Annotated in this window: 9 protein-coding genes and 2 tRNA genes; 5 read left to right on the forward strand and 6 right to left on the reverse strand. The window is 64.3% G+C overall.

Annotated elements, in window-relative coordinates:
• Positions 1-41: 41 nt before the first annotated feature.
• Positions 42-1,970, reverse strand: coding sequence for an FAD/NAD(P)-binding protein (locus ACX80T_RS14700; RefSeq protein WP_459304807.1), 1,929 nt, complete (start codon positions 1,968-1,970; stop codon positions 42-44).
• Between the two features lie 119 nt (positions 1,971-2,089).
• On the opposite strand from ACX80T_RS14700, the gene ACX80T_RS14705 reads away from it, so the two are divergent.
• Together ACX80T_RS14705 and ACX80T_RS14710 are read left to right on the forward strand one after the other, a co-directional pair.
• Positions 2,090-4,186 (forward strand): prolyl oligopeptidase family serine peptidase, encoded by a 2,097-nt coding sequence (locus ACX80T_RS14705; protein WP_459304808.1) that lies wholly within the window; start codon positions 2,090-2,092, stop codon positions 4,184-4,186.
• Positions 4,187-4,250: 64 nt separating this feature from the next.
• Positions 4,251-4,338, forward strand: a tRNA-Ser gene (locus tag ACX80T_RS14710).
• Positions 4,339-4,448: 110 nt separating this feature from the next.
• Here the strand turns inward: ACX80T_RS14710 and ACX80T_RS14715 are convergent.
• Entirely contained in the window at positions 4,449-6,563 is a 2,115-nt protein-coding gene (locus tag ACX80T_RS14715) for a RecQ family ATP-dependent DNA helicase (protein WP_116778379.1), read from the reverse strand.
• Between the two features lie 120 nt (positions 6,564-6,683).
• Between ACX80T_RS14715 and ACX80T_RS14720 the strand changes: the two genes are divergently transcribed.
• Positions 6,684-8,090 carry a phosphomannomutase/phosphoglucomutase gene (locus ACX80T_RS14720; protein WP_459304809.1) on the forward strand — a complete coding sequence of 469 codons (1,407 nt, stop codon included), beginning with the start codon at positions 6,684-6,686 and terminating at the stop codon, positions 8,088-8,090.
• A 6-nt stretch (positions 8,091-8,096) separates the two neighbouring features.
• Here ACX80T_RS14720 and ACX80T_RS14725 read toward each other — a convergent pair whose 3' ends face one another.
• From ACX80T_RS14725 to ACX80T_RS14735, 3 genes are read right to left on the reverse strand one after another with little or no spacing between them, the layout of a single operon-like run.
• Positions 8,097-8,885: an alpha/beta fold hydrolase gene (locus ACX80T_RS14725; protein WP_459304810.1), complete on the reverse strand. Its 789-nt coding sequence runs from the start codon at positions 8,883-8,885 to the stop codon at positions 8,097-8,099.
• Positions 8,882-9,406: a PadR family transcriptional regulator gene (locus tag ACX80T_RS14730; protein ID WP_024475472.1), complete on the reverse strand. Its 525-nt coding sequence runs from the start codon at positions 9,404-9,406 to the stop codon at positions 8,882-8,884. Before ACX80T_RS14730 ends, ACX80T_RS14725 begins: the two co-directional genes overlap by 4 nt.
• Before the next feature lie 58 nt (positions 9,407-9,464).
• On the reverse strand, positions 9,465-11,294 hold the full coding sequence (locus ACX80T_RS14735; RefSeq protein ID WP_083850859.1) for a phosphoenolpyruvate carboxykinase (GTP): 1,830 nt from the start codon (positions 11,292-11,294) through the stop codon (positions 9,465-9,467).
• A 395-nt stretch (positions 11,295-11,689) separates the two neighbouring features.
• Here ACX80T_RS14735 and ACX80T_RS14740 point away from each other — a divergent pair.
• Both ACX80T_RS14740 and ACX80T_RS14745 read left to right on the forward strand, forming a co-directional pair.
• Positions 11,690-11,762 (forward strand) — tRNA-Arg (locus tag ACX80T_RS14740).
• Between the two features lie 140 nt (positions 11,763-11,902).
• On the forward strand, positions 11,903-13,318 hold the full coding sequence (locus tag ACX80T_RS14745; RefSeq protein WP_024475471.1) for a dihydrolipoyl dehydrogenase family protein: 1,416 nt from the start codon (positions 11,903-11,905) through the stop codon (positions 13,316-13,318).
• Here the strand turns inward: ACX80T_RS14745 and ACX80T_RS14750 are convergent.
• Complete coding sequence (locus tag ACX80T_RS14750) at positions 13,315-13,839, reverse strand: SixA phosphatase family protein (RefSeq protein ID WP_019482339.1); 525 nt, start codon at positions 13,837-13,839, stop codon at positions 13,315-13,317. The two genes, ACX80T_RS14745 and ACX80T_RS14750, sit on opposite strands and share 4 nt — an antisense overlap.
• Positions 13,840-14,018 lie beyond the last annotated feature (179 nt).

Here is a 14,018-nt window from a genome sequence, read left to right on the forward strand (position 1 = left end):
ACCGGCGGCGGGTCCCTCACGGGGCCCGCCGTTCCGGTTAACTATGTGATCGCGAGGATGGCCGTGGCGATGTCATCGGCGTCCCGGAGCGTCCGGCTACCGGCAGCAGGCGACGTGTGAGCCTGGGCCGCAATTGCTGTCCCCCACTGGACCGAAGCGAGCTGCAAACCCACCACGTACAGGTGCTGGTGCGCGCGACCCGAGCCGTCAATTGCCCGGTAGGGGGGCAGCGTGACGTCAAGTCCCGGCGCGCTGACCGGCGCGCCGTCGGTCGCCATCATCATTTTGGGCCGGACCAGACCGTCGCCGAGTAGTTGGCGCAGCAGCGGGGACAGGGTGGTGGCGGCGCGGTTGGGCGGCATCATCGCGTCGACCAGGTAGCTCGCTGCTACCCCGGCACCCTCCACCCACGGTGACGACGCTTCAAATCGTTCGGTGTCGACGTCGACAACGAACTGGGGGTTGGGCCCGATGAACCGCACCACGCCCGCCCGTGCCAGGGCAGCCAGTTGGGCGATCCTGATCGCTGGCGGACCGCTGGCCACGCCCTCCACCAGGGGTTCGAACCATCCCCTGAGCTCGGTCAGCCAGGCCTGATCGGTCAGCCCGCCGTCGGCGACCACCTGTTTGATCACAGTACGGCCAGCATTCATGGCGCCGATCGCCATCTTCAGCGGGCTATCTTCGCCCCTGAAGGACTCGGCAACATCGGCGTCGAGGTAGTCAAGCACCGCTTCCTGGTAATCCTGGGCGCTGGCGAACCTGCGCCCAGCGAACGGGTGAGACAGCCGCTCAACATCGAGGTGGTGAACGGGGGGCAGCTCGCTGGCGAGGACCGCGTCCAGCGCAGCAGTCCATTCCGGGCCGCTCACGGCGATAGCGGTGTGAACTCTCTCCAGGAATCCGTCCGGGTTGGCCACCAGGTCCGCGCCGGCCACCCGCACCAGCGTGGAGTAGTAGGCAGTCACCACGTCACGGTGCAGCAGCGGCCAGATATCGTGGTCGAAGCCAGGTGTGATTCCCTGGTCGGCGAACGTTTGCAGCGCCGGTAGCGTGCAATAGCGCAAGGTCACGCTGCGAGGGAGGTAACTATCCAGTTGTGCCTTCGCCCGGTACGGCACCCCTCGCCGGGAGGCAGCAATGATCTGCGGTTCGCTGCCGCTCGGCTGGTAGCTCAGTTTCCCACCCTCGTCGGGGGTGAACCGACCGCCGCGTCCTTCGGTCAGCTGGATCATGGCGTCGAAAAAGTTCAGGCCCAGGCCCCGGACCAGGACCGGCTTTTTGGCAGGCAGTTTTGCCCAGTTGATGTCGGCGGGGACGGCGGGCGGCCAGTATTTGAGGCTGTACCGTGCGGCGCCGTCCCTTAGCGTCTCCTGTTCGGGGCTGAGCTGCGAGGGAACATGTCCCAGCGCCAGCACCACTGCGTCCGCTGCCAGCACCGAATCGTCGCCTAACCGGAGACGGTAACCGGGAGCCACCCGGGAGATTTCCCTTGCGTCGGTGGCGTGGTGGGTGATCGTGGCGCCGTCACCGCAACGGTCGACCAGCTGCTGATAGATCCACTCCAGATACCTGCCGTACAAGGCACGGCTGGGGAAACCGGAGCTTCCGAGGTCCGACAGCTCTTCGCGGTCGGCATTGGAAAGCGTGGGGACCGGGTCGGACGTCACCAGGACACGCCAGTCGTCAAACGAGTACCCCACGACTGACGGGACCAACCCATGGTCCGGAGCCCCTACGGGCACCACCGTGGGGAACAGCGACGGAGTGTTCATCAGGAAGAGTCGGGACTGGACCGGCCGCCAGACATGGCCCGGGCCGGGGCTTTCCGGGTCGATGACATGGATGTCGAGCTGTTGGCGTTGGTCGGGCGGATGGGCCTCCCACTGGGAAATAAGTCGTTCCAGCACCGAGGTGCCGCGGGGGCCAGCACCCACCACAGCTACCCGAAGACTCCGACCCATGCGCATTCGATAAGGGTATCCGCTGGGCCAGGACGGGAAGGAACCAGGCTGGCGGCGTCGAGGGCCCGGACCTGCGCGGCGGTGCCGGAATGGGTGCAGCGGAAAGGCGTGCATAGGATGGAAATATGACCTCCACCACAGACCAGCACTCCGGTCCGATCCCCGACCACGACGAGTTCCTCTGGCTCGAAGACATTTACGGTGAGTCACCCCTCCAGTGGGTTCACGCCGAGAACGCTGTTACCGAGCAAGAGCTCGTCACCGGCGACTTTCTGGACATGGAGCGCAGGGTCCTGGAGGTGCTCGACTCCACTGACCGGATCCCGATGGTTTCCAAACGGGGCGGGCACTACTACAACTTCTGGCGCGATGAAGAACACCCGAAGGGGCTGTGGCGGCGCACCGACTGGGACAGCTACAACTCCGCATCGCCTCAGTGGGAGGTGCTGCTGGACCTTGACCGGCTCAGCGCCGACGAAGGCGTCGAATGGGTGTGGGGCGGGGCGATGTTCCTCCGGCCCGCCGACGGCGAGCCGTATCAGCGGGCCCTGATCGCTGTTTCCCCTGACGGTGGTGACGCCCGACGGTTCCGCGAATTCGACGTCGTCTCCCGGACCTTCGTCGCCGATGGCTTCGACATTCCCGCAGCCAAAAGTCGGATCAGCTGGGCCGGGCCAGATGCACTGCATCTGGCCACCGACTTCGGGCCAGGGTCAATGACCACCAGTTCCTATCCGCGGACGGTGCGCACGCTGCAGCGTGGGCAGTCCCTGGCTGACGCTGAGCTGTACTTCGACATCCCCGAGCACCACATGATGGCGGTGGTGATGAGGGATCAGACACCGGGCTTCGAGCGGGACATCGCCGTTGACACAATCGACTTCTACTCGAGCCGCACGCACTTTCGCAACAACGGCGAGTGGGTCCGACTGGATGTGCCCGACGATGTGAACGTTTCACTGCACCGGCAGTGGTTGATCCTGCGGCCGCGCACCGATTGGGAGGTGGACGGGACGGTGTTCGCCTCGGGGTCTCTGCTCGGCGTCGATCTTGACTCCTTCCTGGCCGGCGACCGATCGTTGACCGTCCTGTTCCAGCCCGACGCGCAGACGTCGTTGCAGTCCTGGAGCTGGACGCGGGACTATCTGCTGGTGAATCTGCTCAGTGACGTGTCCTCGGAGATTCGTGTCCTGAAACCCTCTGAACATTGGCGGTTGGAGGTGCTTGATGCGTGCCCGCCCCTGCATTCGGTTGACGCCTTCGCCGTTGATGACGAGGACGACGTCGACGGGAATGACTACTGGCTGCTGGCCAGCGGGTTCCTGACCCCGACGACCCTGCTGCGCGGCACGGTGGGCGGCGCGCACGAACAGGTCAAGGCGACGCCGTCGTTCTTCAATGACAACGGGTTCACGGTTGAGCAGCACTTCGCGGTGTCCAAGGATGGGACCCGGGTCCCCTACTTTCAGGTCGCGTCGACGGAGCTGGCACTCGACGGGGAAAACCCCACCCTCCTGTCCGGCTACGGCGGGTTTGAGCACGCGATGGTTCCCGCCTACTCGGGAGTGATCGGACGAGGATGGTTGGAGCGGACCACCGAAAGCGGCAGGCACGGGGTGTACGTGCTGGCGAACATCCGCGGGGGTGGTGAGTACGGGCCGGCCTGGCACCGGGCGGCCCTCCACGCCAACCGGCATCGGGCCTACGAAGATTTCGCGGCGATCGCCGAGGACCTGGTGGCACGCGGCGTCACTCGACCAGAGTTCCTCGGCTGCACCGGACGCAGTAACGGCGGTCTGCTGGTGGGGAACATGCTCACGCACTACCCACACCTGTTCGGGGCTATCTCCTGCGGTGTGCCGCTGCTGGACATGCGTCGTTACACGAAGCTGTCGGCGGGCTACTCCTGGATCGCCGAATACGGTGACCCCGATAAGCCCGAGGAGTGGGAGTACGTCCAGACCTTTTCCCCGTACCACCAGCTACGGTCGGGGGTCGACTATCCGCGCACCCTGATCTGGACGGCGACGAGCGATGACCGGGTTGGGCCGGTGCAGGCACGGAAAATGGCGGCCCGGATGAAGGCTCTGTCGATTGACAATGTGTGGTTCCACGAAGCGCTGGAGGGTGGCCATGCCGGCGCATCGGATAACCGGCAGGCGGCCCGCATGCACGTAATGTCGCAGGAGTTTTTGTGGAAGGCGCTGACCGGCGGTCTATAGCTGCCGGCGGTTTTGCTCTTGCCCGCGTCTTACAGGTAGCCTTGGGTGGCTAGTAATAGCCGCTGGAGACGTGCCAGAGCGGCCGAATGGGCTTCACTGCTAATGAAGTGTGGGCCTAAAGCCTACCGGGGGTTCAAATCCCCCCGTCTCCGCGTTTTTCAGAAAGCACCCCCGGCCTCGGTTGGGGGTGCTTTCTTTTGCCCGGGCCCCGTACGGGAATGCCCCGGCCGGGTCAGCCCTGTGCTGGAATGCCCCGGCGGGGTCAGGCCTTCAGGGCGAGGACAAACGGCAGCACTTCCTGGGCGCCGGCGTCCCGCAACGCCTTACCGGCGACGGTAATGGTCCACCGGCTGTCTGCAAGATCGTCCACGAGCAGGACCGGGCCCGGGTTTGCGGCAAACCAGTCTCGCCCCTCCTCGGGGACTGCGAAACGATCCCAGACTGCTGCAAGCCGGAATGCGCTGTTGCCGCCCGGAGCCCCGCTGGGCCAGCCGTGCGGTGTCTGCAGGGCACCGAGATACGGGATACGGCCCACCTTGGCGAGACTCTCGGCCAGCGACTGGACCAGCAACGGTCGACGACGCGACGGCACACTGACCACGGCCACGGGGCGCGTCTCCCAGCCCCACTGTGCGAGCACCGAGACGCAGGCTTCGATGGCCAGCGGGCCCAGCGGCTGATCTTCGGCCGTGTCAGCCAGCAGTTCTCGCAGCCGACTCCCCCACCCTAGATCTGTCAGTCGGGCCAGCGCCCGGCCCTCCGCGTTGGCCTGGCCAGCCGGAATCCGTCCCTTGACCGGGACCGACAGCTTGTCCATCCCGCTGGGCCATTGACCCCGCGGGTCAAGTTCGACGCCCACCCTGCTGAGCGCCTTCTGGGCGCTGTCTGAGGCATCATGCGCCACTTCATCCGAGAACCACGCGCCCGCACAGTTGTCACACCGCCCACACGGCGCAGCTGTCGGATCATCGAGTGCTGCCGCAAGGTACTCCATCCGGCACTGTGTGGTGTTCTCATAGTCCAACATGGACTTCTGTTCGGCGATCCGCGCCTTGGCGATCCGCCCATACCGTTCGCTGTCGTAGACCCACTGCGCGCCGGTACTTTCCCAGCCGCCCTGTACCTTCCGGACCGCGCCGTCCACGTCAAGGACCTTCAACAGCAGTTCCAGAGGGGTGCGTTTAAGATTCACCCGGGCTTCCAAAGCCGGCGTGGAAAGGACCGCGCCGGGCTGCAGTGCCTCGAGCACCCGGGTTGCCTTCTCCTCCGATGGCATCGAGGACGTGGCGAAGTACTCCCAGATTTCGCGGTCCTCAGTGCCCGGCAGGAGCAGGACGTCGGCGTTGGGGGTGCCACGGCCCGCACGCCCCACCTGCTGGTAGTAGGCCACCGGTGATGAGGGCGCCCCCAGGTGGACCACGAATCCGAGGTCCGGCTTGTCGAACCCCATCCCCAGTGCGCTGGTCGCAATCAGGGCCTTGACCTCATTGTTCTTCAACGCGGCCTCAGCCGACTCCCGTTCGGCCGGGTCGGTCCGGCCGGTATACGCCAGGACCTGATGGCCGTTCGCCCGCAACAGGTGTGCCGTGTCCTCGGCGGCCGAAACGGTCAGTGCATAGATGATCCCGCTGCCCGGGAGGTCATCAAGGTGGGTCAACAGCCACGCGAGGCGAGACCGGGGGCTCGGTAGCCGGAGGACTCCCAGCCTCAGAGAATCGCGGGCAAGCTTGCCTCGCAGGGTGAATACTTCGGTGCCGTCAGTCCCCAGCTGTTCCTCGACGTCGCTGACTACCCTCGAGTTGGCGGTCGCCGTCGTCGCCAGAACTGGCACACCCGCCGGCAATTGGGTGATCAGGTCACGCAACCTGCGGTAGTCGGGGCGGAAATCATGCCCCCAGTCGGAGATGCAGTGTGCCTCGTCGATGACCAGGAGCCCGGTGCGTCGGATCAATTCGGGCAGGTGGCGTTCCCGGAACGCCGGGTTATTCAGCCGCTCCGGTGACACCAGAAGAACGTCGACCGAGTTGTTGTCGAGTTTGTCGGTGATCTCCTGCCAGTCCGTCTGGTTGGCCGAGTTGATCGCTTCGGCACGCACCCCGGCACGCGCCGCAGCCGCGACCTGGTCCCGCATCAGCGCGAGCAGTGGGGACACAATCAATGTTGGTCCCGCCCCCCGGGCGCGCAGGAGCAGGCTCGCGACGAAGTAGACGGCCGACTTCCCCCACCCCGTGCGCTGGACCACGAGGGCCCTGCGGCCACCGTCCACCAGGGCCTCGATCGCCTCGAACTGGCCGTCGTGGAACTCGGCGTCCTCTCGTCCAACGAGGGTCCGCAGAATAACCGCTGCCTGATCATGAAGTGTGGTGGTGTCGACCATGAGCCTAGTATCGCAGTCCCCGCTGACAGCCGTGCCTGCGGGGACTGCGGTTGTGGGAAACCCCGTTGACCTGGCCTCCACAGCCCTTGTCCGGAGGGAGCCAGCGGTTAGACTCTGTCCGTGACTAAATCCTTTGACCTTTCAGCGTCCTTCAAGGCCTATGACGTGCGCGGCATCGTCGGCGAGAGCATCACCTCCGAAATTGTCGAGGCGGTAGGCGCTGCGTTCGTTGACGTACTCGATCTCGCTGGCGGCACTGTCCTGGTTGGAGGCGATATGCGGCCGTCCTCACCGGAGTTCAGTAACGCCTTCGCAAAGGGCGCCACCCGGCGCGGAGCCGACGTCGTCCTCCTCGACCTCATTTCGACCGACGAACTCTATTACGCCAGTGGCACCCTCGACGCTGCGGGAGTCACCTTTACCGCCAGCCATAATCCGGCTGAGTACAACGGGATGAAGATGTGCCGTCCCGGCGCAGTACCCGTCTCCTCCGAGACGGGGCTGGTAGAGATTCAGGCTCTCGCCGAGCGATACCTGAACACCGGTGACATCCCCGCGGCGGAACGAACCGGCACCATCGGGGTCCGCGACGTGCTTCGCGGGTACGCCGAATACCTGCGCTCCCTCGTGGATCTGTCAGGATCGCGCCCGCTGAAGGTGGTCGTCGACGCCGGCAACGGCATGGGCGGGCTGACCACTCCCGCCGTCCTGGGCGATACGCTGCTTCCGAACCTCCCCCTCGACATCGTCCCCCTGTACTTCGAGCTCGACGGGTCGTTCCCAAACCACCCGGCCAACCCACTGGAACCGGCGAACCTCCTGGACCTGCAGGCAGCAGTGCTCAGCAATCAGGCGGACATCGGGATTGCGTTCGACGGCGACGCCGACCGCTGCTTCGTCATTGACGAACTTGGGAATCCGGTGTCGCCGAGTGCCGTCACCGCGATGGTGGCACGCCGAGAAATAGTGCGCGCCCAGGCCGCCGGCGTGAGCGCCCCGGTCGTCATCCATAACCTCATTACGTCCCGGGCCGTGCCCGAGCTGATCGAACGGCTGGGTGGACGGCCGGTCCGCACCCGGGTGGGACACTCGTTCATCAAGGCAGTGATGGCCGAGGAGGGCGCCGTTTTCGGCGGAGAGCACTCAGCCCACTACTACTTCAAGGACTTCTGGAACGCTGATACCGGGATGTTGGCTGCCATGCATGTCCTCGCGGCGCTGGGCGAGCAGCCCGGCCCCCTCTCCGACCTCGGCCGCGAGTACGAGCCGTACTTTTCCTCCGGCGAGATCAACTCGCGCCTGGATGACGTCCCGGCCGCTGTTGCCCGCGTCCGCGAGGAGTTTGGCAACGACGGTGTCACCGTTGACGAGCTCGACGGGCTCACCTTCACGGCTGATGACGGGTCCTGGTGGTTCAACCTCCGCGCCTCGAACACGGAGCCTTACCTGCGCCTGAATGCCGAAGCGATCGACCCGCAGATTCTCGGGACCCTGACCGACGAGGTCTTGGGGCAGGTCCGGCAGTAGAAGGGCCTACCGGGCGGTCGTGTCCGGGACGTTAAGGCCAGCGTGCACCGACCCGTTGATCCACTGACGCACGACCTCATTGAATAGAGGAGGGTCCTCGACATTCCAGACATGGTGCATTCCCGGGACAACCGCAGCCACGCCGTGGGGAACGGTCCGGGCGATCACCTTCAGCGCATCGCATATGGCCCGGGGTTCCTTGCCGCCGGCGAGCGCCAGCAGCCGCCCGCGGTACTCAACCAACCCGGGCGGCAGGCCGCCTGCGAACACTTCACCCAGCATCCGATGAGCGTTGGCGCTCTGCATCCTCAGGCCGTGTTCCACAAACACGCCATAGCTATCCGCCGGGAGCCTGAAAGCCCGCGCCTGCAACTGCCAGAACCATTTATAGTCCCAACATCGAAGCTGCACTCGGGCCAGGGCGCCCGTGACGCCGTCGACGCCGAGAGCTGGCACCCCACTGACCAGCGAGCTGGTTACCAGGCGTGGATGCCTCGCCAACAGACGGAGCGCCACGACACCTCCAAGGGAAAGCCCCACCAGATGCACTGGACCGTCGGCTTTTGCCCTGATCAACTCAGCCACCTCGTCCGCAGCGTGATCCAGGCTTATCCACCGCTCGCCAGTTCGGGCGCCGAAGCCGGGGAGGTCCGGGGTGATGACCTGATAGTCATTGAACGCTTCGACTTGAGGTTGCCACATCCAGTTCGCGACGTTCCCGCCATGCAGAAAAACGACTGACGCGGAGGCGTTGCCTCGCGCCGGGTGGAGGACCGGGAACTGGAGCGCCGTCATGGCAAATCCTTTTCGACTTCGTCCAGCCATTCCAGCTCGGCGCGGACATGACTGATACCGTTCCGGAGCGTTGCGAATCTCATGTACTCCGCCCGGGTCTGTGGGGCGCTCTCGCCTGGTGCCAGCTGAGCCAACAACTCATTCAGCAACGACTCCGCGGTCATTCTGCGTTGCGCAGTCAACGCAAGAATCTCGCTTCGCTGAAGCGTGCCCGAAAAAAAGATCCGGGCCAGAAAGGGGTCCCGTTCCCGGTGGGCGTCGGGTGCAGATACGAGCCACTCGCCGAGTGTGGCTCTACCGGCCTCGGTGATGTGGTGCTCCTGACGGTCCGGCAGGCCAATCTGCCGCACGATCTTCACCTCAGCAAGGCCGTCGGTGACCAGCCTGCTCAGGGTGCGGTAGATCTGCGCTTTGTCGGCAGACCAGAAATGGTTGACACTCGTGTCGAATCGTTTTTTTAGGTCATAGCCCGTCATTGGGGCAACGGCGAGCAGGCCCAGAATGACGTGAGAAAGGATCATACAAAAGTATGACCATGCACCTAGTCGACTTGTCTACTAGGTGCATGGTCTACCAAAGTTAGACCCCGAATCGCTCCTTGAGGCCCTTCAGCTGATCCTCCAGCTCGGACGGCAGTGACTCCCCGAACCGCGAGTACCACTCCTCGATACCCTGCAGCTCGGCCGCCCACTCCTCGGGATCCACCCGCACCGCGGCGTCCACCTCTTCTGGCGTCATATCCAGCCCCGTGAGGTCAAGTGATGCGCCGGTCGGCACATAGCCAATGGGCGTCTCGACGGCATCGGCGGTACCCTCGAGCCGTTCGATCACCCATTTCATCACCCGCGAATTCTCGCCGAAGCCCGGCCAGGCGAAGCCTCCGTCGGCGGTCCGCCGGAACCAGTTCACCAGGAAGATTTTCGGCAGTCGCTCCTGATCTGCCTTGCTGCTCAGGGTGATCCAGTGGCGTAGGTAGTCACCGGCGTCGTACCCGATAAACGGAAGCATCGCCATCGGATCGCGGCGAACTCGACCCACCTCGCCAGCGGCGGCGGCCGTCGTCTCGGACGACAGGGTTGACCCCATAAAGATTCCGTTGGCCCAGTCGCGCGACTGGGTAACCAGCGGCACCGTGGTTTTCCTGCGGCCGCCAAACAGGATGGCCGAGATCTCGACGCCATTGGGGTCGTTGAACTCGTCGGCAAGCATGTCGATCTGGTCGATCGGCGTGCAGAACCGCGCATTCGGGTGGGCCGCCGTCTTGTCCGACGACGGCGTCCAGTCGTTCCCCTGCCAGTCGGTCAGGTGCTCGGGCACCTCAGCGGTCATTCCTTCCCACCAGACTCCGCCATCGTCAGTCAGCGCAACGTTGGTGAAGACTGAATTACCCTTGGCGATGGCGCGCATCGCGTTCGGATTGGTCAGCCAGCCCGTACCCGGTGCCACACCGAACAATCCGGCTTCGGGGTTGATCGCACGCAGCTCACCCTCATCACCGAACCGCATCCAGGTGATGTCATCGCCCAGCGTCTCGACCTTCCACCCTTCGATAGTTGGGTCGAGCAGGGCGAGGTTGGTCTTACCGCAGGCCGAGGGGAACGCTGCGGAGACGTAGTAGGTCTTGTTCTCCGGTGACGTGAGCTTGAGGATGAGCATGTGCTCAGCCAGCCAGCCCTCATCACGGGCCATCACCGAGGCGATCCGCAGGGCATAGCACTTCTTGCCCAGCAGGGCGTTGCCGCCGTAACCGGATCCAAACGACCAGATTGAGCGCTCTTCCGGGAAATGGACAATCCACTTTTCCGAGTTGCAGGGCCAGGGAACGTCAGCCTCACCATCGGCGAGGGGCGCACCCAGGGAGTGCAGCGCCGGCACGTACTCGGCGTTGAGCTCGGTCATCCGCTCCAGCACCTCGGTGCCGATGTTCGCCATGATGCGCATCGAGGTGACTACGTAAGCGCTATCAGTGATTTCAACGCCGAATTTGGGATTCACCGCATCGAGGTGACCCATTACAAAAGGGATCACGTACATGGTGCGCCCGCGCATCGATCCGGTGAAGAGGCCTCGCAGCTTCTCCTTCATCTGACTGGGGTCCATCCAGTTATTGGTGAACCCAGCGTCGCGCTCGTTTTCGGAGCAGATGAAGGTCTGCTCCTCCACACGAGCCACATCCGCGGGGTCCGAAAAGGCCGCAAACGAGTTGGGGAACGTTTCAGGGTTAAGCCGACGCAGGGTTCCGGCGTCCACCAGCTCGTCGGTCAGCGCCTTGTTTTCGGCCTCGGAACCGTCGACCCAATACACCCGGTCAGGCTGAACCATGTCGGCAACCTCCTGCACCCACGCGACTAAAGCTGGGTGTGTGGTCGGTGCCGGGGTTTGCAACCCGCCGACGTGCACTACGGGCATGCCGCTCTGATCGGTTGCCTTCAGGTTCTTGTCTTCAACCAGTTGGCGCAAAGGATCGCCCATAACATGTCCCTTCGTTGGGTGGGTGGTGTAACGATGCTATGGTCCATGTCACTCCCAGCCCTTGCACCATCAACGGGCTCGGGATGGGGTTTGCGACGGTATTTCCCTAGAATCCACGGTGTTGAGATGCTGTCAATACCCCGCAATGTGATTAAGGTCACGTAGACCGGTCTAGTCCGAGCGGTCGCGCATGTCGCGGTGGCTGGCCCAAAAGCTTCTACCTTCCCCCCGAATTAGGCGTAACTCAGCAATAGCTGTAAAGTTATCCAAGGTCAAGAACGGCGTGACTGACGCAGGAATGCGTTGAACATATCGCCGAAGTTGACCAGATTGCGTGCGTAGCTCAATGGATAGAGCACCTGACTACGGATCAGGAGGTTGGGGGTTCGAGTCCCTTCGCGCGCACAGTGCTTCACCAGCAAAAAAGAAAACGCCCCTGGCTTCGGCCGGGGGTGTTTTCTTTTGCCCAGGCTTTTGCGTGCCGGCTTTTGGATAACTGCCAGGCAAAGGTTGCCCCGGCGCACCGGCAGTGAAAAGCTCAAGGCATGAACGACTCCAGGGATTTTGACGTAATTGTGATCGGTGCTGGCGCTGTCGGCGAGAATGTGGCTGATCGCGTGGTGCGGGCGGGACTCTCAGCGGCGCTGGTCGAGGCTGAGTTGGTCGGCGGCGAATGCTCCTACTGGGCCTGCATGCCGTCCAAGGCCTTACTGCGCCCCGGCACGGCGCTAAAGGCCGCCTCGGCGGTGGCCGGCTCCCGGGAAGCAGTCACCGGCTCCCTCGACACAGGGCAGGTGCTGGATCGTCGCACCAAATTCACATCCAACTGGGACGATTCGTCGCAGGCCGACTGGGTGAAGGACAGCGGAATCACCCTGGTCCGCGGCACAGCACGCCTCACGGGTGAGCGTTCGGTCGAGGTGCATCACGACGACGACGTCACCCCCCTGGCCGCCCGGGTTGCAGTGGTATTGGCGACCGGCTCCACGCCCACCATCCCACCGGTCGACGGTCTGGACACGGTTGAGTTCTGGGGAACCCGCGAAGCCACCTCGACACCCCGGATCCCCACGTCCCTCGCCGTCCTTGGTGGCGGTGTCGCGGGCACCGAACTGGCACAAGCCTTCGCCCGGCTCGGCTCGGCGGTGACGATTATTGCCCGCAGCGGCCTCCTCTCCAATTACCCCGCCCCGGCCAGCAAACTGGTGCGTCTGGGGCTTGAGAGTGACGGCATCGACATCAGGACTGACACTGCAACCGAATCGGTGAGGCAGCAGGACAACGGCTCGGTGACCGTACACCTTGAAGGTGGCGAGACAGTGACCGCCGAGAAGCTACTGGTATCCACCGGTCGGTCCCCTGCCCTGGCCGGCCTCGGCCTGGAGGATTTCGGTCTTGACCCGAAGAAGCTCGTCATCGACCCGTCGGGCCGGGTACAGGGGGTCGACTGGCTGTATGCCGTCGGCGACGCCGCGGGCAAGGTCCTGCTGACCCACCAGGGTAAATACGAGGCAAGGATCACCGGTTCGGCGATCGCCGCCCGTGCGGCTGGCACCCTCAAGGACGCCGTCGAGGACTGGAGCGCCTACGCCGCCTCCGCTGATCAGTACGCCGTCCCGCAGGTGGTCTTCACGGACCCCGAAATCGCGATGGCGGGGCGAACCCTGGAGCAGGCGCAGGACGCGGGCCTCAACGTCAGCGAGACATCGCTGGAGATTGCGGTGGCCGGGTCCGCGCTCCACGCCGACAACTATCAGGGGTGGGCGCAGATGGTGGTGGACGAGGATCGTAAAGTCCTGGTCGGGATGACCTTCGCCGGCCCGGACGTCGCTGAATTACTGCATGCCGCGACCATTGCGATCGCTGGGGAAGTCCCACTGGACCGGTTGTGGCACGCTGTGCCGGCCTACCCGACCATCAGCGAAGTCTGGCTACGCCTGCTGGAGAAGTACGGCCTCTAGGCCCGCTGCACCACGAAGTTGGTCATCACGGCGTCCCGGCCATCCAGCTCCGCCCAGCGTCGGTCGTGCTGCAGGACTGACAGGCCCGACGTCGGGTAGTGGGTCGCCATGTCCATCACCGCTTCCTCGTCCGAATCCACCGAGGCCAGCCGCATGGCGAGTTCCTGGACTCCGGGCAGATGGCTGATCACCAGAAGGCTGGTGACCGTCTCGGGAACGTGGTTGATCAACGCCAGGATCGCTGCCGCAGACGCCGAGTACAGCCGGTCCTCAAGTTTGGGGGTCGGCGCCTTATCACCGAGCTCCTTACAGACCCAGGTGCAGGTCTGCCGCGTGCGCAGGGCGGACGAGCACAGAATAAGGTCCGGGACGGAGTCGTTTTCCACCATCCAGAGCCCGGGCAACGGTGCATCACGGTGCCCGCGGGTGCTGAGCGGACGCTCAAAGTCTTCGACGTTGCGCGGCCAGTCCGATTTGGCGTGCCGCAGCAGCATGAGCCGTTTGAGGTGGTGAGATGCCATGGCCTGAAGTCTATGGTGTTTCCCCGCCAGGGTGACGCACCTCGGATCGCCACTTCCAGGGATCCAACAGAAAGAGCGGCTTCCCGGCTCTCGCCCCGGGAAACCGCTCCGATCTGTGGGTCAGCGGTCGGTGTTCCGCTTCGGTCGATGCTGCCCTCCACACTGGCGGAGGCAGAGGC

This window comes from Arthrobacter sp. Sr33, from assembly GCF_054511195.1.

What these genes read in the sequence shown, in the direction of transcription:
- ACX80T_RS14700 (WP_459304807.1), bottom strand. Translation starts at nt 1,970, where the DNA reads ATGCGCATGGGTCGGAGTCTTCGGGTAGCTGTGGTGGGTGCTGGCCCC.
- ACX80T_RS14705 (WP_459304808.1), top strand. Translation starts at nt 2,090, where the DNA reads ATGACCTCCACCACAGACCAGCACTCCGGTCCGATCCCCGACCACGAC.
- ACX80T_RS14715 (WP_116778379.1), bottom strand. Translation starts at nt 6,563, where the DNA reads ATGGTCGACACCACCACACTTCATGATCAGGCAGCGGTTATTCTGCGG.
- ACX80T_RS14725 (WP_459304810.1), bottom strand. Translation starts at nt 8,885, where the DNA reads ATGACGGCGCTCCAGTTCCCGGTCCTCCACCCGGCGCGAGGCAACGCC.
- ACX80T_RS14730 (WP_024475472.1), bottom strand. Translation starts at nt 9,406, where the DNA reads ATGATCCTTTCTCACGTCATTCTGGGCCTGCTCGCCGTTGCCCCAATG.
- ACX80T_RS14735 (WP_083850859.1), bottom strand. Translation starts at nt 11,294, where the DNA reads ATGCCCGTAGTGCACGTCGGCGGGTTGCAAACCCCGGCACCGACCACA.
- ACX80T_RS14745 (WP_024475471.1), top strand. Translation starts at nt 11,903, where the DNA reads ATGAACGACTCCAGGGATTTTGACGTAATTGTGATCGGTGCTGGCGCT.
- ACX80T_RS14750 (WP_019482339.1), bottom strand. Translation starts at nt 13,839, where the DNA reads ATGGCATCTCACCACCTCAAACGGCTCATGCTGCTGCGGCACGCCAAA.